This is a genomic window from Streptomyces sp. KL109B, from assembly GCF_030766935.1.
Classification (GTDB): domain Bacteria; phylum Actinomycetota; class Actinomycetes; order Streptomycetales; family Streptomycetaceae; genus Streptomyces.
The window spans coordinates 253,259-271,960 of sequence record NZ_JASERL010000003.1 but is presented as its reverse complement, the minus strand read 5'-3'; the positions used below and the strand labels follow the sequence as shown (position 1 = coordinate 271,960).

Annotated in this window: 18 protein-coding genes and 1 pseudogene; 10 read left to right on the top strand and 9 right to left on the bottom strand. The window is 70.7% G+C overall.

The features are described from left to right. Position 1 precedes the first annotated feature (1 nt). From RBJ65_RS12545 to RBJ65_RS12535, 3 genes and pseudogenes are all read right to left on the bottom strand, one after another. Entirely contained in the window at positions 2-223 is a 222-nt protein-coding gene (locus RBJ65_RS12545; protein ID WP_306318410.1) for a DUF397 domain-containing protein, read from the bottom strand. Continuing rightward, positions 220-352: pseudogene (locus tag RBJ65_RS12540) on the bottom strand (transcriptional regulator); the annotation flags it as partial. The pseudogene RBJ65_RS12540 and the gene RBJ65_RS12545, both read right to left, overlap by 4 nt. Positions 353-519: 167 nt before the next feature. Continuing rightward, a complete protein-coding gene (locus RBJ65_RS12535; RefSeq protein WP_306318412.1) occupies positions 520-1,716 on the bottom strand; it encodes a hypothetical protein in 1,197 nt (398 codons plus the stop codon). Positions 1,717-1,992: 276 nt separating this feature from the next. Between RBJ65_RS12535 and RBJ65_RS12530 the strand changes: the two genes are divergently transcribed. Continuing rightward, positions 1,993-3,120, top strand: a complete 1,128-nt coding sequence (locus tag RBJ65_RS12530) for a sugar ABC transporter substrate-binding protein (protein ID WP_306318413.1) — start codon at positions 1,993-1,995, stop codon at positions 3,118-3,120. A 22-nt stretch (positions 3,121-3,142) separates the two neighbouring features. Here the strand turns inward: RBJ65_RS12530 and RBJ65_RS12525 are convergent, their stop codons facing one another. After that, the gene (locus RBJ65_RS12525; RefSeq protein ID WP_306318641.1) at positions 3,143-4,078 is read right to left on the bottom strand and encodes a helix-turn-helix transcriptional regulator; all 936 of its coding nucleotides are present in this window, start codon (positions 4,076-4,078) and stop codon (positions 3,143-3,145) included. 86 nt (positions 4,079-4,164) lie between these two features. After that, positions 4,165-5,148 (bottom strand): helix-turn-helix transcriptional regulator, encoded by a 984-nt coding sequence (locus tag RBJ65_RS12520; RefSeq protein ID WP_306318414.1) that lies wholly within the window; start codon positions 5,146-5,148, stop codon positions 4,165-4,167. Between the two features lie 331 nt (positions 5,149-5,479). Between RBJ65_RS12520 and RBJ65_RS12515 the strand changes: the two genes are divergently transcribed. After that, entirely contained in the window at positions 5,480-5,842 is a 363-nt protein-coding gene (locus RBJ65_RS12515; RefSeq protein ID WP_306318416.1) for a hypothetical protein, read from the top strand. A gap of 134 nt (positions 5,843-5,976) precedes the next feature. On the opposite strand, the gene RBJ65_RS12510 is transcribed toward RBJ65_RS12515, so the two are convergent. After that, positions 5,977-6,411 (bottom strand): pyridoxamine 5'-phosphate oxidase family protein, encoded by a 435-nt coding sequence (locus RBJ65_RS12510; RefSeq protein ID WP_306318417.1) that lies wholly within the window; start codon positions 6,409-6,411, stop codon positions 5,977-5,979. Between the two features lie 136 nt (positions 6,412-6,547). On the opposite strand from RBJ65_RS12510, the gene clpB reads away from it, so the two are divergent. Further along, positions 6,548-9,160, top strand: a complete 2,613-nt coding sequence (gene clpB, locus RBJ65_RS12505) for an ATP-dependent chaperone ClpB (RefSeq protein ID WP_306318418.1) — start codon at positions 6,548-6,550, stop codon at positions 9,158-9,160. Between the two features lie 83 nt (positions 9,161-9,243). Further along, positions 9,244-9,783 (top strand): YbjN domain-containing protein, encoded by a 540-nt coding sequence (locus RBJ65_RS12500; RefSeq protein WP_306318419.1) that lies wholly within the window; start codon positions 9,244-9,246, stop codon positions 9,781-9,783. A gap of 54 nt (positions 9,784-9,837) precedes the next feature. Here RBJ65_RS12500 and RBJ65_RS12495 read toward each other — a convergent pair whose 3' ends face one another. Genes RBJ65_RS12495 through RBJ65_RS12485 form a run of 3 tightly spaced genes read right to left on the bottom strand, consistent with a single transcriptional unit; the run spans position 9,838 to position 13,063 of the window. Then, positions 9,838-11,226: a PQQ-binding-like beta-propeller repeat protein gene (locus tag RBJ65_RS12495; RefSeq protein WP_306318420.1), complete on the bottom strand. Its 1,389-nt coding sequence runs from the start codon at positions 11,224-11,226 to the stop codon at positions 9,838-9,840. Then, entirely contained in the window at positions 11,223-11,786 is a 564-nt protein-coding gene (locus RBJ65_RS12490; RefSeq protein WP_306318421.1) for a SigE family RNA polymerase sigma factor, read from the bottom strand. Before RBJ65_RS12490 ends, RBJ65_RS12495 begins: the two co-directional genes overlap by 4 nt. Positions 11,787-11,836: 50 nt before the next feature. After that, positions 11,837-13,063 carry a pyridoxal phosphate-dependent aminotransferase gene (locus RBJ65_RS12485; protein ID WP_306318422.1) on the bottom strand — a complete coding sequence of 409 codons (1,227 nt, stop codon included), beginning with the start codon at positions 13,061-13,063 and terminating at the stop codon, positions 11,837-11,839. A gap of 134 nt (positions 13,064-13,197) precedes the next feature. Here RBJ65_RS12485 and RBJ65_RS12480 point away from each other — a divergent pair, with 134 nt between their 5' ends. From RBJ65_RS12480 to pyrE, 6 genes are all read left to right on the top strand, one after another. Beyond that, positions 13,198-13,494, top strand: coding sequence for a hypothetical protein (locus RBJ65_RS12480; RefSeq protein ID WP_306318423.1), 297 nt, complete (start codon positions 13,198-13,200; stop codon positions 13,492-13,494). Positions 13,495-13,828: 334 nt separating this feature from the next. Next, positions 13,829-14,353 (top strand): DUF2617 family protein, encoded by a 525-nt coding sequence (locus RBJ65_RS12475; protein WP_306318424.1) that lies wholly within the window; start codon positions 13,829-13,831, stop codon positions 14,351-14,353. Between the two features lie 126 nt (positions 14,354-14,479). Next, positions 14,480-16,012 carry a polyamine aminopropyltransferase gene (locus tag RBJ65_RS12470; protein ID WP_306318425.1) on the top strand — a complete coding sequence of 511 codons (1,533 nt, stop codon included), beginning with the start codon at positions 14,480-14,482 and terminating at the stop codon, positions 16,010-16,012. A gap of 393 nt (positions 16,013-16,405) precedes the next feature. Further along, a complete protein-coding gene (locus tag RBJ65_RS12465) occupies positions 16,406-17,200 on the top strand; it encodes an SRPBCC family protein (RefSeq protein ID WP_306318426.1) in 795 nt (264 codons plus the stop codon). A 26-nt stretch (positions 17,201-17,226) separates the two neighbouring features. Continuing rightward, positions 17,227-18,021, top strand: coding sequence for an aldose 1-epimerase (locus RBJ65_RS12460; protein WP_306318427.1), 795 nt, complete (start codon positions 17,227-17,229; stop codon positions 18,019-18,021). Between the two features lie 10 nt (positions 18,022-18,031). Further along, positions 18,032-18,592 carry an orotate phosphoribosyltransferase gene (gene pyrE, locus RBJ65_RS12455; protein WP_306318428.1) on the top strand — a complete coding sequence of 187 codons (561 nt, stop codon included), beginning with the start codon at positions 18,032-18,034 and terminating at the stop codon, positions 18,590-18,592. The last annotated feature ends 110 nt before the right edge of the window (positions 18,593-18,702 follow it).

The window sequence follows — 18,702 nt, the reverse complement described above, 5'->3', positions numbered from 1 at the left end:
GTCAGCGCGCTGCGGCGTACCTGATGAAGTCCGACCAGGCGGTGTCGCTCACGGCGAGCCGCGGGCCCTGGGCGTTCTTGGTGTCACGGACGTGGGTGGTGGCGGAGGTGTGGGCGACCTCGACGCAGTCGCCCTCACTGCCGTTGCTGCTGTAGCTGCTGTAGCTGCTGTAGCTGCTGTAGCTGCTGTAGCTGCTCTTGTGCCAGTGCAGTTCAGCGTTCATGTCTCTCCCAGCAGTTGCTCGGTGAAGGCCCGCGACTCCCTGGGGGTGAGACCCTGCGCCCGGATCATGCCTCACGCCATACCGCAGTTCGAGGATCCTGAGCTGCTTCGGATCGTCGACCGGTCGCCCTGCGCATCGAGGTCACGGACACCCGCGCGGACCGCACCCCGCCACCCCGCCACCCCGCAAAACGGTCTGGGCCGAACTCGACCTCGTACTGTGACCGGAAACCCCAAGCTGATGGGCATTTGCCGTCACAGACCACAGTCCACAGCCCACAGCCCACAGTCCAAGCGTCACGTGATGTCCGGGTCGGACTCCTCCCGTACCGTCCACTCCGCATCGGCGACCGTGCAGTCCAGGGTCGCCGACGTCCCGCGACTCACCCCGGTCAGCAGCGCCGCCCCGGCCAGTACGCACAGCGGCCAGGACAGGAACCCGGACAGGTCGTCCTTGTCGAGGAGCAGCACGGGTGCGCACAGGAGCGCCGCGAGGAGGGCGCCGCCGGCGATGGGGCCGTGGATCGGCGTCCGGAACTTGGTGGTGCGGGGCAGAGCGCGGGCCGTACGGTCGCGGCTGGTGGGGTGGGGGTCGCGGGCGCTCGCCGTGTCGGAGCGGTGGGTGACCTCCGACGGGGCGGTCAGGCCGAGGATCGTGGAGCCGTCGTGGTCGGCGACGAACGCCACCGGCTGCGCGTCCTCGATCAGCTTGTGGCGGCGGGGCCAGATGAGCCAGCCGTCGCGATCCGTCAACAGCGTTCCCGCGCGCGAGAGTTCGGCGACCCGGAGGCGGTCGACGGCGAGCGGGATCTCCTCGCCCTTCGCGTCGTGGAGCGTCAGGAAGTAGTCGTTGCTGACGGACACCGAGCCCGGACGGTCGCCGCGCTCGCTGTAGCGCAGGTGTTGCGGTTGTCCGGCGCGGACGCGTATCCCGTGCACCTCGCCCGCCGCGGCGTCCTCGATCAGGACCTTGAGCCTGGTCCGTTCCGTGTCCGAGACCATCGCCCGGCGCATGGCAGAGGTCAGCTTCAGCGTGATGGCCGCGACGATGCCGAAGAGGGCGGCGTCGAGGATCCCGGTGCTCCGGATGGCGAGCCAGGCCAGGGTGATGGGGGCGGCCGCGATCAGCGCGGTGCCCAGCGTGCGGCCCAAGTCACCGCGCAGGCCGGGTAATTGGGCCGGTATCGCGGGTATCGCGGGGGCCTTGGGGGCTTCGTAGGTCTCGTGGGTCTCGTGGGCTCCGTTGGTCTCGTGGGCTTCGTTGGTCTCGTGGGTTTCGGCGATGTCGGGTGGTGCCGGGCCGGCCGCCGCCAGTGGCGGAGCCGTTCGGCAGGTCAGTGCCCACGCGATCGTGAGCACGAGAGCCGCGGCGAGCGCCCCGAGGATGTCGAGACGCGGGGCGTCGGCGGGAACGTAGACCAGCACCTGAGCGGCGGCCGCCGCGATCAGCGCACCGGCGCCGAGGGCGCGAGTGAGCGAGGTGGAACGCCTCATGGCCGAACAGTGTCCTGCGGGGGCCGGGGCGCGTAAAGGGGTGCGTGGGGCGTGGGGAGACCCATAGGGCCATAGGGCCATAGGGCGCCACCTGTGAACCTTCTGTGGGCCTTGTGGAGGTGTCCGGTATTCGCCGTAACCGACTTCATGTCAGGAAGTAATGGACCCGGTTTCGTTGCGGTGTGGCTTCACCTCTTGACGGTCACAGGGCGGGCGAGTTGGCTTTCGAGCCACCTCGGCCGCATCGTCGCGGCCACGTCAGGGAGGTATCCGCACATGAACACGCGAATGCGGTGCGCCGCGACGGCCGGCGCCGCATCCGTTCTCTTGGTATCGCTCTCGGCCTGCGGTGGTGTGCTGCCGGGCGACGACGGTGAGCCCAGCGCGTCGACCACCAAGGGCAACGATGTCAGGATCGGCCTGCTGCTGCCGGAGAAGGAGACTGCGCGCTACGAGAAGTTCGACCACCCGATCTTCGAGCGTCAGGTGGCGAAGCTGACGGGCGGCAAGGGAGAGTTGGTCTACGCCAATGCCAAGCAGGATGCGAAGCTCCAGCGCGAGCAGATGGGGCAGATGATCGACGCGAAGGTCGACACGATCGTCGTCGACGCTGTCGACTCCAAGGACATCGCCGCCTCCGTGCGCAAGGCGAAGAAGGCCGGGATCCACGTCATCGCGTACGACCGGCTGGCCCAGGGTCCCGTGGACGCCTACGTCGGCTTCGACAACGAGCTGGTCGGGCAGACGCAGGGGAAGGCGCTGATCTCCGCGCTCGGCGGCACCAAGGCCACCAAGCGCGACAAGGTCGTGATGATCAACGGCTCCCCCACCGACCCGAACGCCGGGCAGTACAAGTCCGCCGCCCGCGCCGAACTGGCCACCTCCGTGAGCGTCGCGAAGTCGTACGACACGGCGGGCTGGAAGCCGTCCAACGCCAAGGCGAACATGGAGCAGGCCATCAACGCCGTGGGTGTGGACAACATCGCTGGGGTGTACGTCGCCAATGACGGGATGGCGGGGGGTGTTATCGCTGCCCTCAAGGGGGCCGGAGTCACCGACATGCCGCCCATCACCGGGCAGGACGCCGAACTCGCCGCCGTGCAGCGGATCTTGAGCGGTGAGCAGTACATGAGTGTGTACAAGCCCTATCCGGACGAGGCGCAGACCGCCGCCGAGATGGCGGTGCGGGCCTCGCAGGGGCGGGAGATCGAGTTCGAGGCGTTGGCGATGGACCGGACCGACAGCCCGACCGACAAGCAGATCAGGACGGCGAGCGTGAGCGTCGTCGCGCTCACGAAGGACAACATCGAGAGCACCGTCGTCGAGGACGGGATCTTCAAGCTCGCGCAGATCTGCACGCCGAAGTACCAGGAGGCGTGTGCGGAGGCCGGGTTGGTGAAGTGACCGGACGCCCGGTGCGGGGCGGTCAGTCCTCCAGGATGCCCGACTGGCCGATCAGATAGCCCAGTTGGGCCCGGCTCTCGCTGCCCAGCGTCGCCGCCAGCTTCGCGATGTGTACGCGCACCGTGCGGATGTTCATGCCGAGGCGTTCCGCGATCACCGCGTCCGTGTGGCCCTCGATGAGGAGGGTGGCGATGGTGCGTTGGCGGGTCGTGACGCCGTCGGCCGTCAGCTCCTCGGCCGCCGCCTGCGGGAACATCGGCGTGGCCAGCTGCCAGAGCCGGTCGAAGGTCGTGGCGAGGTAGCTGATCAGGGCCGGGTGGCGGACCTCCAGGGCGACCGTGCGGTCGGGGTTCGCGGGGATGAAGGCGACCGTGCGGTCGAGGAGGACGAGGCGTTCGGTGACCTCGTCGAGGGTGCGGACCTGGACGTCGCCCGTGAGCTGCTCGTAGTGGGCGGTGACGGCGGGCGAGTGCCGGGCCGTGTGCTGGTACAGGGTGCGCATCCGGCCGCCGGAGCTGAGGAGTTGCTGCTCGCGGGGGAGCGCGGCGGCGAGGCCCTGCGGGGGGCGGCGGCCGCCGGGCTGGATGGTGAGGAGTTCCTGGGAGGCCTCGCCCGCCGCCTCGTCGATCGCTTCGTTGATGCGGTGGAAGCCCATCAGGACGCGGAACATGGGGGTGCTCGGGATCGACGCGCGCTGCGATTCGAGGGCGATGAGCGGGGCGAACTGGTCCGCGAGGCGCGAGCTGCGGCGTCTCTGTCGGGCGATCTCCTCGTCGTACGTGCCGAGGAGGCGCGGCAGCGCGACCGCGGGGGCCACCGGTCTCAGCGTCGTCGAGTCGTCGTCGGCGGGGACGAGGAGGCCGAAGCGCAGGAGGCAGGGGGCGGGTTCGGCGTCGCGTTGCTCGACGCGGCCCTCGCGCAGGGCGCGGGCGTACAACTCCGTGCCCGGACGGCACAGTTCCTCCGCGCCGTGGGTGTGGGCTTGGGCGCTTTGCGCAGGAGAACCGTGCGTACCTTGCGTAGCCGAATCGGGCGAGTCGATCGTCACGAATCCTGCTCCAGCATCCCGGACTGGGCGATGAGATAGCCGAGCTGGGCCCGGCTGCCGCTGCCGAGGGCGGCAGCGATCTTGGCTATGTGGGCGCGGCAGGTGCGCACGTTCATGCCGAGCCGACGGGCGATCGCCTCGTCGACGTGCCCTTCGATGAGCAGTTTCGCGATGGAGCGCTGAACACCGGTGATTCCTTCGGGAGTCGACTCGTACGGGACGTCTTCCTGGAGCGGGGTGGCGCGCCGCCACATGTGGTCGAAGACATTGATCAGGTATTGAACGAGGCCTGGGTGGCGCAGTTCGAGGGCCATACTGTCGCCGGCCTCGGCGGGGATGAAGGCTACGGCGTGATCGCAGATGATGAGCCGCTCGATGAGTTCTTCGAGCGTCCTGATCTCTACCCTGGCACCCGCCATCTTGTCCATGTACGCGAAGGTGTTCTGGCTGTAGCGGACCGTGTGCTGGTACAGCGTGCGCATGGAGATGCCGCGTTCGATGAGGGGGCGGCTGCGTTCTAAGGCCTCGCTCAGCAGGTGTTCGCTACGGCCTCCTCCGGGCTGCACGGTCAGGACTTCCGTGCGGCTTTCGGCGATGGCCTTGTCGAGCGCCGCCTTGATCCTGGCGCCGCCCTCCAGGACGGTGATGGCGTGCGTCGTCGCGGGCATCTGCGCGCTGATGGCCATGAACGGCTCGAAAGCTGCGGTCAGTTCGCCGGACAGTTGCCGTCGGTCGTGGATTTCCCGCTCTATGGGTTGCAGTCGCTGGGAGAGTACGACCGAGGGCGGAACCGGGCGCAGCCAGTCCGCGTCGTCCGGATCCGGGTGCAGGAGCGCGAATTCCAGCAGGCAGGGAGCTGACTGGATCTCGGCGCGGGCGACACGTCCCGCGCTCAGTGCGATGGCGTAAAGGCGTTCCCCATCCGGGCACAGCTCAGTGACTGGATGAGGATGTGTCGCATTTGGGCTGCTCGTTGGCAAATCTCCACCCCCCAGGGTCCTGAACGTGCAGGAACATGATGCATCGCTCCTGTGGTTTCCACGTGCCCGAATGAGTCATCGTCTGTGGTGCGGGGGAGAAGAAGCCATCAAGTAAGGACGAAGCCGACATGAGTAAGAGAATGCTTCGCTCAGCGCTCGGTGCCGCGGTAGCGGCCGGCGCGCTTGCGCTGGTACTCGGCACCGCCGGCGCCGCTACGCCCGGTGACGTCGCCTGGGGCTCTGGTCAGGTCGGTACGCACAGCGTGACGACCGTGACCGGCACCGATGATGTCGCATGGGGAGTCGCACCGGTCACCGGAGGCGGCGGAGAATGATCACCCCGCCCGACGACCGGTCGTTACGTCGGGAGATGGCGATCGCCTATCGCTCCGGTTGGCACACCATCGACCTCGTGACCGCGGTTCCGAACGACGGTGACTCGCTCATGGTCACCCTCTTCGGAGAGCCCATCATCGTGGTTCGCGAAGGCGACGACATCCGGGCGTACCGGTGTCTTCGCCGGCCGCGCGGCGCCCCACAGCCGGTGCGTACGGTCGTCCGGTACGGGATGATCTTCGTCAACCTCGACCAGCGGGACCACCAACTGGTCGGCGAGGCAGCGCCCGACGCCTCGCAGTCCCCACCGCTCCACCAGCACCACCCACGAACCTCAGCCACCCCCCGCAGTGCCTGACGCGATGCCCCCGTCGTTGTAGTCGCGCAGGTGCTTCCCCCCTGCAGCGGCGTCACCGTGTACCTGACACGGTGGCGCCGCTGCGGTGTTTGTGGCGGCTACTGCGGCTGCGGCTGCGGCTGCTGTTGCTACTACTACTGCTGCTGCTCCCGCTCCTGCTCCTGCTCCTGCGGCAGGTTGCCGGTGGCGCGGCGGACCGCGATCTCTATGACCACCCGGTCCGGGTTCGGCCGCGGCGCCCGGTAGCGCTCGGTGTAGCGGCGCTCGGCGTCGGCGACCCGCTCCGGATCCGCGTGCACCGTCGCCCGGCCCTCAAGCGTGACCCAGCGCCGGCCGTCGACCTGGCACACCGCCGCGTGCCCCGCCCCCTCGACGGCATGGGCGACCTTCCGGCTCGACTTGCCGGTGATGACGCGGGCGATCCGGGTATCGGCGTCGTACGTCACCCCGACCGGGGTCACATGGGGCGTGCCGTTCGCGCGCAGCGTCGTCAGCGTGCACAGGTGCCGTTCGCGCCAGAAGCTGAGGAAGGCGGGATCGGGGGCGTCGAGGTCGATGCGCTTGGCCATGGACGGGAACCTATCCCAGGGGTTCACCGGGCTGTCTTCGGTGGCCTTGAGTGGAATAGACTCAACTTTGTGTACGTTGGATGAGTCAGAGTTTCAGGACACCCAGGCGTAGTCGTATGTGGAGGAGAACAGGCACGTGGACGCCGAGCTGACGAACCGGAGCCGCGACGCGATCAACGCGGCGAGCAGCCGGGCCGTGTCCGGGGGCAACCCGGATCTCACCCCGGCCCATCTGCTTCTGGCCCTGCTGGAGGGCCAGGACAACGAGAACATCACCGACCTCCTCGCCGCGGTCGACGCCGACCAGGCGCAGGTGCGGGCGGGCGCCGAGCGGGTACTCGGCTCGCTGCCCAGCGTGACCGGCTCCACGGTCGCGCCGCCGCAGCCCAACCGCGAACTGCTCGCCGTCATCGCCGACGCCACCGAGCGGGCCAAGGACCTCGGCGACGAGTACCTGTCCACGGAACACCTCCTCATCGGCATCGCGGACAAGGGCGGCGCCGCCGCCGACGTGCTGGCACAGAACGGGGCCGGCGCGAAGAAGCTGGTCGACGCATTCACGAAGAGCAGGGGAGGGCGCCGGGTGACGACACCCGACCCCGAAGGGTCCTACAAGGCTCTGGAGAAGTTCGGTACGGACTTCACGGCGGCCGCCCGCGAGGGCAAGCTCGACCCGGTCATCGGCCGGGACCAGGAGATCCGCCGGGTCGTCCAGGTCCTGTCCCGGCGTACGAAGAACAACCCGGTGCTCATCGGCGAGCCCGGCGTCGGCAAGACCGCCGTCGTCGAGGGCCTCGCGCAGCGCATCGTGAAGGGCGACGTACCGGAGTCCCTGAAGGACAAGCGGCTCGTCTCGCTCGACCTCGGCGCGATGGTGGCCGGGGCCAAGTACCGCGGCGAGTTCGAGGAGCGGCTGAAGACCGTCCTCTCCGAGATCAAGGAGAGCGACGGCCAGATCATCACGTTCATCGACGAGCTGCACACGGTCGTCGGCGCGGGCGCGGGCGGCGACTCGGCGATGGACGCGGGCAACATGCTCAAGCCGATGCTGGCCCGCGGCGAGCTCCGCATGGTCGGCGCGACGACGCTCGACGAGTACCGCGAGCGCATCGAGAAGGACCCGGCGCTCGAACGCCGCTTCCAGCAGGTGCTGGTCGCCGAGCCGTCCGTCGAGGACTCGATCGCGATCCTGCGTGGCCTGAAGGGCCGCTACGAGGCGCACCACAAGGTGCAGATCAACGACAGCGCCCTGGTGGCCGCCTCGACGCTCTCCGACCGGTACATCACCTCCCGTTTCCTGCCCGACAAGGCCATCGACCTCGTCGACGAGGCGGCTTCCCGGCTGCGTATGGAGATCGACTCGTCGCCGGTGGAGATCGATGAACTCCAGCGCTCCGTCGACCGGTTGAAGATGGAGGAGATGGCGCTCGCCAAGGAGACCGACCCGGCCTCGCGCGACCGCCTCGAAAAGCTCCGCCGCGACCTCGCCGACAAGGAGGAGGAGCTGCGCGGACTCACCGCGCGCTGGGAGAAGGAGAAGCAGTCCCTCAACCGCGTCGGCGAGCTGAAGGAGAAGCTCGACGAACTGCGTGGCCAGGCCGAACGCGCCCAGCGCGACGGCGACTTCGACACCGCGAGCAAGCTTCTCTACGGCGAGATCCCGACCCTCGAACGCGACCTTGAGGCCGCCTCCGAAGCGGAGGAAGAGGCCGCCAAGACCGATTCCGCCAAGAGCAGCATGGTCAAGGAGGAGGTCGGCCCCGACGACATCGCCGACGTGGTCGCCTCCTGGACCGGCATCCCGGCGGGCCGCCTCCTGGAGGGCGAGACACAGAAACTCCTCCGCATGGAGGACGAGTTGGGCAAGCGCCTCATCGGCCAGACCGAAGCCGTGCGCGCCGTCTCGGACGCGGTGCGCCGCACCCGCGCCGGCATCGCCGACCCGGACCGGCCGACCGGCTCCTTCCTCTTCCTGGGCCCCACCGGCGTAGGAAAGACCGAACTCGCCAAGGCACTCGCCGACTTCCTCTTCGACGACGAGCGGGCCATGATCCGCATCGACATGTCGGAGTACAGCGAGAAGCACAGCGTCGCCCGCCTGGTCGGCGCGCCTCCCGGCTATGTCGGCTACGAGGAGGGCGGCCAGCTCACGGAGTCCGTGCGCCGCCGCCCGTACAGCGTCGTCCTCCTCGACGAGGTGGAGAAGGCGCACCCCGAGGTCTTCGACATCCTGCTCCAGGTCCTCGACGACGGCCGCCTCACCGACGGCCAGGGCCGCACGGTCGACTTCCGGAACACGATCCTGATCCTGACGTCGAACCTGGGCAGCCAGTACCTGGTGGAGCCCATGACCTCGGCCGAGGAGAAGAAGCAGCAGGTCCTGGAGGTCGTCCGGGCTTCCTTCAAGCCCGAGTTCCTCAACCGCCTCGACGACCTCGTCGTCTTCTCCGCCCTCGACAAGGACGAGCTGAAGCGCATCGCGAAGCTCCAGCTGAACCGCCTCGCGCGCCGCCTCGCCGACCGCCGCCTCACCCTCGACGTCTCCGACGACGCCCTGGCCTGGCTCGCCGACGAGGGCAACGACCCGGCCTACGGCGCCCGCCCGCTGCGCCGCCTGATCCAGACGGCCATCGGCGACCGCCTCGCGAAGGAGATCCTCTCCGGCGAGGTGAAGGACGGCGACACGGTCCGCGTCGACGCCTTCGGCGACGGCCTGATCGTGGGACCGGCCACCGGCAAGACGCTGTAGGGCGGGCCCTTCCGGGCGCGGGCTTGCCCTTGGGGGGCCCGGGTGGGAGAGGATGGCGGCATCCGTACGAAGGGACCAAGCAAGTGAGCATCGACCCGTCCTCGATTCCCAATTTCGGGGGACAGCCCGACCCGCAGCAGGGGGCGGGACCGGCCGGTCCCGTCATCCCCGACCAGGACCTGGTCAAGCAGCTCCTGGAGCAGATGGAGCTCAAGTACGTCACCGACGAGGAGGGTGACCTCGCGGCGCCGTGGGAGGAGTTCCGTACGTACTTCATGTTCCGCGGCGAGGGCGACCAGCAGGTCTTCTCGGTGCGGACGTTCTACGACCGGCCGCACGCCATCGAGATCAAGCCGCAGCTCCTTGAGTCGATCGACGACTGGAACCGCCGCACCCTGTGGCCGAAGGTCTACAGCCACACCCACGACGACGGCACCGTCCGCCTCATCGGTGAGGCGCAGATGCTGATCGGCACCGGGGTCTCCCTGGAGCACTTCGTGTCGTCGACGGTCAGCTGGGTGCGCGCCGCGATCGAGTTCGACCGCTGGCTCGTGGAGCAGCTCGGCCTTGAGGCCGAGGTCGACTCCGCGGAGAAGCCGGAGGACGGCAACGACGCCGAGTGAGTCGTTGAGCCACGACGAGAGCCCGGCCCCACATGGGGCCGGGCTCTCGTCGTTCTACGATCCGGAACGCGGCGTCGGCTTCGGATCGATGCGGAACAGCGCGTCGCCGGTCTGGCCGATGAGGCCGTGCCGTCCCTCGGTCATGAGCTGCGGGAACACGCCGCCGAGCAACGGCTGCTCGGGCAGGTCGGCCTTTCCGCGCCAGCGCACCGTGCCGTTGTCGAGGTCGAGGCCGACCAGGTTCCCGGTCGGGTCGAGGAAGTAGGCGACCCGGTCGGGGAGGTTCACGGCGGCGGGGGAGGCCAGTTCGTACGTGTCGGGTCCGGTGGGGTCCTTGCGGAGTCGGAGGCCGGTCGGGCTCGCCCACAGCTGTTTCCCGTTGGTGGCCGACCACGCGAGCGCGGTGCCGTCGCTGCGGACCGTGAGCATGACGCCGTCCGCGATCACGCCTCCGCGCGGCCCGTCGGCGCGGTGCCGGGTCACTTTCCCGGTGCCGGTGTCGACGCGGATCAGGTCGACGGGTCCCGGCTCACCGACGTGGTCCTGCTTTCCGGCGAGGCGCGCGAGCAGCACGGTGTCGCCGTCCCGGCCGATGGCATACGTCATCCCCGCCACCGTCGCGACCGTGTGCGGGCGGCCGGTCCTCGGGTCGAGGCGGACGACGGTGCTGCGCTGCGGCGCCTTCTCGCTGTCCGGCGAACACGTCAGGTACGGGACGCCGCCGATCGCGACCGCCGAGCAGTCGGCGCGCTTCCACTTGTACGTCCACAGGGTGCGGCCGGTCTTCGGGTCGAGGGCGGCGGCGCTCTTGAACGTCGGGGTGTTGGCGAGGACGCCGCCGTCGAAGAGCACGGCCGAGTCCGCGTCGCGGCTGTCGTCGGCGAGCTTCTGCTTCCACAGCACCTTGTGGCTGTCGAGGTCGACGGCGACGAGGTCGGTGCGGGGGTTCGAGGTGCCCGGGGCGTGGTCGGCGTAGGAGTAGAGGATGCCGTCGCGGACGCCGGTGACCGAGCCCGCCGGGGTGCCGCCGTCGCCCTTGCGCTCGGCCTCCCGCTGCCATACGACCTTTCCGGTACGGGTGTCGACGCCGATGCCGTCGTATCCGGCGCCCCGGCAGTACACGGCGCCAGGACCCATGGCGCAGGCGTCCCACGTGGTCTTTCCCGGCAGCGTGGTCTGCCAGCGCAGCTTGCCCTCGCGGCTGACGTGGTGGGCGGGCGAGGGCTCCCCGCCACCCGGGTCGGTGACGAGGACCGTGCCGAAGGCGACGGCGGTGAGGCCGAGGGCGGCGCCGGCGACCCGGAGCGCGGTGCGGCGCCTGCGGCGGCGGACGAGACGGTCGGCGAGGCCCGCGGGGGCGGGGCCCGTGGCGTCGGGGGCCCAGGCCTGCAGGGTGTCCCGGAGTGTGCGGTCGAGCTGGTCGGTGTGCTGGTCGGCGTTCATGCGTGGGCCCCCTTCGGCGCGGTGCCGTTCGCGGTGTCGGGGGCCGTGGCGGGCCGCCGGGTGTCGAGCTCCGGCGCGAGCGTGCGCAGCCGGGCCAGGGAGCGGTGGGTGGTGCTGCGTACGGTGCCGATCGAGCAGCCGAGGGCGTTCGCCACCTCGCTCTCGGACAGGTCCTCGAAGTAGCGCAGGACGAGCATCGTGCGCTGCCGAGGGGTGAGCCGGGCCAGCGCTCCGGCCATGGTGATCCGCAGATCGGCGTCGGCGGTGCCGTCGGCCGTGCCCTCCTCGCGCCACACCGTGCGCGACGCGTCGAACGTCGGCTCGCGGTGCGGCCGGCGCAGCCGCCAGCGGCTGACTTGATGCCGGTACATCACCGTGCGGACGTACCCCTCCGGGTCGTCGATGTGCCGCCAGCGCCCCAGCGCCCTCATCAGCGCGGTCTGCACGAGATCCTCCGCCTCGTGCCGGTCGCCGCCGGTGAGCAGGTTCGCGAGCCGGAGCAGACTGCCCCATCTGGCGTCGACGAAGTCCCGGAATCTCAGCTGATCCTGCGGGTCCATGGCCCCTCCCGTTCTCTGACGCCCACAAGGACGCGAGGAGAACGGGAAAACTATGCCTGCAGTTTGGCGAGTCGCTCCGCCGCCTCGCTCAGCACCTCGTCCCGCTTGCAGAACGCGAACCGTACGAAGGGCGCTCCCGCGTCCCGGTCGTCGTAGAAGACGGCGTTCGGGACCGCGACGACGCCGCAGCGCTCGGGCAGCGCCCGGCAGAACTCGAAGCCGTCGTCGAAGCCGAGCGGCCGGATGTCGGTGGTGATGAAGTACGTGCCCTGCGGGCGGAAGACGGTGAAGCCCGCGTCCTCCAGGCCCGCCGCGAGGAGATCGCGCTTGGCGGTCATGGTGGCGCGGAAGTCGGAGAAGTAGCTGTCGGGGAGCGCGAGGGCCTCCGCGACCGCGTACTGGAACGGACCGGCCGACACGTACGTCAGGAACTGCTTCGCCGAGCGCACCGCGGTGACCAGCTCCGGCGTCGACGTCACCCAGCCGACCTTCCACCCGGTGAACGAGAACGTCTTCCCGGCGCTTCCGATGGTCACGGTCCGCTCGCGCATGCCGGGCAGCGAGGCCAGCGGAATGTGCTCGGCGTCGCCGTACGTCAGGTGCTCGTACACCTCGTCCGTGACCACCAACAGGTCGCGCTCGACGGCGAGTTCGGCGATCGCGGTCAGCTCGGCGCGGGTCAGGACGGTGCCGGTGGGGTTGTGCGGGGTGTTGACGAGGAGGAGGCGGGTGCGCGGGGTGATCGCGTCGCGCAGCTCGTCGAGGTCGAGGCGGAACGACGCACTCCCGTCGACGGTCGGGCGGAGCGTGACCGGCACCCTGGTGCCGCCCGCGAGCGCGATGCTCGCCGCGTACGAGTCGTAGTACGGCTCGAAGGCGACGACCTCGTCGCCCGGCTCGACGAGCGCGAGGAGGGAGGCGGCGATGGCTTCCGTGGCGCCCGCCGTGACCAGGACCTCGCGGTCGGGGTCGAACTCCATGCCGTAGCGGCGCAGCTGGTGGTCGGCGATCGCGGTGCGCAGCTCGGGGATGCCGGGGCCCGGCGGGTACTGGTTGCCGTGGCCCTCGCGCAGCGCCCTGACCGCCGCTTCCCGGATCTGCTCGGGGCCGTCGGTGTCGGGGAAGCCCTGGCCGAGGTTGATGGCGCCGGTCTTGACGGCGAGCGCGGACATCTCGGCGAAGATCGTCGTCCCGAACTCGGCGAGGCGGCGGTTGAGCAGGGGGCGCGGGCGGTGCTGGCTGGGCGAGCTGTTCGGGGTGGCGGTCATGGCGGCCATCCTGCGCCGAACCTCTGGATTAGCTCAACTCTGCTTTGACGCGCTCCTGGCAGGGGCATCCCCCTGTCACGCCCGCTCGGGGCGGCCCCTCGGGGGACCGCGGGGGTTCGGGGGAAGAGAAAGGAGGACCGGTGATGGGGACCTTCGTCATCGTGCTCTTCATCGCGCTGGTAGTCGCGATCGTGATCGGAACGGCCAAGGCGGGCGGCAGCGGCGCGCCCAGCACCTCGCTCAAGAAGAAGAACCGGGCCGGCCGGGGCAGCTGGTGGGCCGGCGGCGCCGCGGGTGGTGGCGGCGCGGGCGGTGGCGGCGGCTGCTCGTCCGGTGACTCCGGTGGACATCACGGCGGCTCGTCGTGCGGCGGCTCCTCCTGCGGAGGCGGCTCGTCGTGCGGTGGCGGCGGTGGCGGCTGCGGCGGCGGCGGAAGCTGACGCGCCGCGTCCGGGGGGTGCGGCCCGCGCGGAGGCGACTGACACGGGGCAGTCGGTCCGCGTGGGCCGCACGTTTGTCCGGTTGCGCCCCCGGAGGGTGTGCGCCGGGCGCGAAAGATGGTCGTGGAAGTTGAACAGTTGAGCTGAGCTGCCCTCGGGGGGATGGAAACCCTCCGAAGTTGGGTAAAAACGCTGTGGCGGCGCCACCCCCCATGATTCCCTTTAACCGTCAACGCAGCCCTCGTACTACGCAGTTACCGCGTTCGCGTGGGCCCGAGCCGGCCCTTCGACTCAGCCGGCCCCACCTCCCTTTGCGTGCTAGCGGAGCCGACCCATGCTCACGACCCTGAACACTGCCTACAGCGATACGAGTGCGGCCGATCTGGCCTGGGCCCTGGGCCGCGAGCCACTGCCCGCCCTCGCCGCCCTCGACCTCGAAATCAACGACGCGAAGCTCCAGTTGAGACTGCTCGGCGCCTCTCACCAGGTGCTGCTAGAGGAGGAGCGCGGCAGCTGTTCGGAGACCGTGGCGTGCATCCCCGGCAGCAGCACCCCGCTCCCGCTGGGCGTCGCCAAGCGCCTCGGCGACTGGGAGTACGAATTCGCGGCCCGCGTCGAACATTTGACGGCGGGTCAATTCGCGGGCCGCGCACAGGAATTGCTCGCCCTCGTCGCCGACCATCCGAACGGCCTCGCGGGCGTCTTCCCCGGCAGCCCGTACGCCTTCACCGCGATGCTCGCGCAGCGGCACGAGGGCCAGGTGCACTGGCGCACCTGGCACGCCTACCCGCAGGACGGCCAACTGGTCGCCACTCGTACGAGGGTGGGGGCGCGGATGCCGTTGGCGGCGGCGCTGTGAGTGGTGTGCCGGGGCCGGGGTCGAGGGTGGACAGCTCATCGTTGTGTTCGCGTTATGCCTGCGGGACCCGGGTTCCACACGTGTGGGTGACCGGTCGGAGTTGGACGGTGACGTAGCGTTCCAGGCGTGATCGAACCGCACCCGCCCGCACCGCCCGGAGGCCCCGAGGCTCCCCGGCCCTGGGGCGGCCCGGTCCGGACGCCGCTGCCGGTGAGACCGGGCACGGCCCGCTTCCTCGTCCTGGTCGGCGTCTTCATCTGCGCGGCCTGCGGGCTCGTCTACGAACTCGAACTGGTGGCGCTCGCCTCGTACTTGATGGGCGACTCCGTCACCCAGGCCTCCGTCGTGCTCTCCGTCATGGTCTTCGCGATGGGCCTCGGTTCGCTCGCCGCCAAGCGGCTGCGGCTGCGGGCCGCGGTCGGCTTCGGGATGATCGAATCGCTGCTCGCGCTCGTCGGCGGCTGCAGCGCGATAGCGCTGTACGCGGTGTTCGCGTGGACCGGGGACTGGGGCGGGGCCTGGGTGGACGGGCCGCGCTGGCTGCTCGTCGCGTTCTCGCTGGCCATCGGCGTCCTGATCGGCGCGGAAGTCCCCCTGCTCATGGTGCTGATCCAGCGGATCAGACGGCAGGACGCGGGCGGCGCGGTGGCGGACCTGTTCGCGGCGGACTACGTGGGCGCGCTGGTCGGCGGCCTCGCCTTCCCCTTCCTGCTCCTGCCGCTGCTCGGGCAACTGACGGGGGCGCTGCTCACGGGGGCGATCAACGCGGTGGCTGGCGCGGTCCTCGTCCTCGGACTGTTCCGCCGGGACCTGAGCCGCCGCGCCCGCTGGCTGCTGGTCGTCGCCAACGTCACGGTACTCGGCGTGCTCGCCACGTCCTGGGTGCTCGTCGACGACTTCGAACGGGCGGCGCGGCACGCCCTGTTCGGGGCGCATGTGCGGATCGCCGTGCAGAGCGGGGTGCAGGAGGTCGTGCTCACGGGCGGTGGGCGGCGCCCCGCGGCCCTGTACCTGGACGGCCGTTTGCGGGCGGACGGGCGGGAACCGGGCGGCGGGCAGGCGGAGTTCGCCGGGGCCGCGCTGCGCGGGGGGCCGCGGGCGCGGGTCCTCGTCCTCGGTGGGGGTGACGGGCTCGCGGCGCGGGAGGCGTTGCGGCACCGCGGGGTGCGGAGGGTCGACGTGGTCGACCCGGATCCGGAGGTGGTGCGGCTCGCGCGAACCGATCCGGGGCTGAGCGAGCTGAACGGGCGGGCGTTGTCGGATCCTCGGGTGCGGGTGGTGACGGCGGACGTGTTCGCCTGGCTCCGGGGCGCACCGCGGGCTCTTCCCTACGACGTGGTGGTGTGCGATCTGCCGGATCCCGGCAGCACGGCGAGCACGAAGCTGTACTCGCAGGAGTTCTACGGTTTGGTGGGCCGGGTCCTCGCGGAGCGGGGGCGAGTGGTGGTGCGGGTGGGTGGGGGTGATGCGTCGTTGCGGACGGCTGCGGTGACGGTGCGCTCCGCGGGGTTGCGGGAGGTGGCGTATCGCGGCGCCGATGCGGCGGGCTACGTCCTGGCGAGCTGGTCCCGCCCCCGCGTCCCACCGGGCGCCGCCGCGGTCCACCCTGCCTCCGGCACGGCCCCGTCGACGTTGGTGCATCCCCGCTTCGGCGACTAGCGGGTGCGCGGCACCGGGGTCTGGGACCGGGTGCCGTGGCCGACGCCTGCCGTTGACGCGCCCCGCACCGGGCGCCGCCTTGCCCACCCTGCCGCCCAAGGCGGCAGATTGCCCAAGGCGGTTGCGGTCCCCGTGGGGCCGACGCCCCTGGAGGGGGCGGGTGGGTGGGAGATGGGTGGTGCCCTACGCGGACGGGTTAGCACCTCAAGCCCCTGCGGCGCTTGAGCAGCGGGGTACGGGGCGGAGCCCCGGTCTTTTCCAGCCCCGCCGGCGTTTGAGGCGCGGGGTCCGGGGCGGAGCCCCGTGGCGTAGGGGGTCGGGGGGTGGTGGAAAGTGGAAAGGGGGGCCGCGAAGGGGGGACACGTGTGCGGCGGGGTCGCTAGGCTCGGCGACATGGAGCATGAGGTGTTCGTTCCGGTTCCGGCGGAGTCCCTGCGGGCGGTGCTCTGCGACCCCCAACGCGTCGACCGCGCCCTACCCGGCTACCAACGCGACGCCTCCGGCACCGGAGGCCGCCTGAAGGTACGCATCGGCGGACACACCATCACGTACCGCGGCAGCGTCACCGTCACCCAGTCCGCCGACGGCTCCTTCGCCATGACGGGCGACGCCACCGAGGCCCGCGGCAGCGGAGGCGTGAAGTTCGCCCTGACCGCCCGCGTCGCCGCGGCGGCCGGCGGCTCCGCCGTCACCTTCTCCGGCACCGGCTCCGCCGACGGCCGGGTCACGGAACTGCCGCGCGAGGCCGTGGAATCGGCCGCCCACCGCCTGCTGAACCGTTTCGCGGGGAACCTCGGAGCCACCGGCCAGGAACCGGGCTCGGACCCCGACGAGGCCTCCGGCGGTGACGCCGATGACACTGGTACGGCAGCCGCCGCCGACACGCCTCGGGGCTCTGCCCCGGACCCCGCTGCTCAATCGCCGCAGGGGCTTGATCTGCCGCCGCAGGGGCTTGATCTGCCTGGCTCCGACCTCCCGGCGGAGCCCGCCGCCGCGCACGCCCGCCGCACCATGATCGGCCGCAGCGCGGAAGAGGTCGACCACGCCCCGCCGCGCGGCCGCTACGCCCCCGTACCCGCCCCCGAAGGCGTCACGACCAGCGCCACACTCCGCTGGGCCGCCCCCGCCGCGGCCCTCGCCCTCGCCTCGGCGATCGTCGTCGGCCGGGCCCTGCGCAGGCGCCGATAGCCCCACCCCGCATAGGCTCGGGACCCGTGACGACACAGGAAACGACGCTGACCGCGGGCGACGCGGAAGTGACCGTGGCGCCGGGCAACGGCTGCCGTATCAGCAGCCTGAAGATCTCCGGCACCGAACTGCTCCGCCAGGGCGAGAAGTACGGCTGCTTCCCGATGGTGCCGTGGTGCGGCCGCATCAGGGACGGCCGGTTCCGGGACGGCGGCAACGTGCACCAGATGCCGCTGAACTCCCCGCCGCACGCCATCCACGGCTTCGGCCGGAACGCCGAGTGGACCACCGCCCGCGAGACCCGCACCGAGGCCGTCTTCACGTACGACCTCACCGACCCCTGGCCGTACAGCGGCCGCGTCACCCAGCTCGTCTCGCTCACCGAGGACTCGCTGACCCTCTCCCTCGGCATCGAGACGTACGGCGACTCGTTCCCCGCGCAGGCCGGCTGGCACCCCTGGTTCAACCGGACCATCACCGACGGCGGCAGCGGCGTACAGATCGCCTTCGACCCGGCCTGGCAGGAGGAGCGCGGCACCGACCACCTGCCGACCGGCAAGCGCGTCGAGGCCACCCCCGGCCCCTGGGACGACTGCTTCGGGATGCCCGACGGCGTCGACGTCACGCTGTCCTGGCCGGGCGCCCTCCGGGTCGAGGTGACCAGCCCCGAGCAGTGGGTCGTCGTGTACGACGAGCAGGACGCGGCCGTCTGCGTGGAACCGCAGACCGGGCCGCCGAACGGGCTCAACACCGCGCCCCGCCTGGTCACCCCGGTGGAACCGCTGGAGGCCCGCACCACGTGGACCTGGACCCACATCTAAGCTCGTAGGCATGACGACGAACGACGTGCGCGACGCGCTGCTGACGCAGATCAAGAACAAGGCCGTGGTGCACGGCAAGGTGACGCTCTCCTCCGGCATCGAGGCCGACTACTACGTCGACCTGCGCCGCGTCACCCTCGACGGCGAGGCCGCCCCGCTGGTCGGCGAGGTGCTCCTCGACCTGACCGCCGAGCACGGCCTCGACTTCGACGCGGTCGGCGGCCTCACCATGGGCGCCGACCCGGTCGCCGGCGCGATGCTGCACGCCGCCGCCGGGCGCGGGCAGCGCCTAGACGCGTTCGTCGTCCGCAAGGCCGCCAAGGCGCACGGCCTGCAGAAGCGCGTGGAGGGCCCGGACATCAAGGGGCGCCGCGTGCTCGTCGTCGAGGACACGTCCACCACCGGCGGTTCCCCGCTGGAGGCCGTGCAGGCGGTGCGCGAGGCCGGGGCCGAGGTCGTCGCCGTCGCGACCATCGTGGACCGGGCCACCGGCGCCGCCGAGAAGATCACCGAGGGTGCCGGGGTGCCGTACCTCTTCGCCTTCTCGAAGGACGAGCTCGGTCTGGACTAGAGCATTCGCGCAAGTCTGGAAAGATGGGGTCGACGATGATGTCACCCCTTTGACGCTTGGTGAGGGTCACCAGAACCACCGAGAACGACAACCCGAGCCCCGCAACCCGC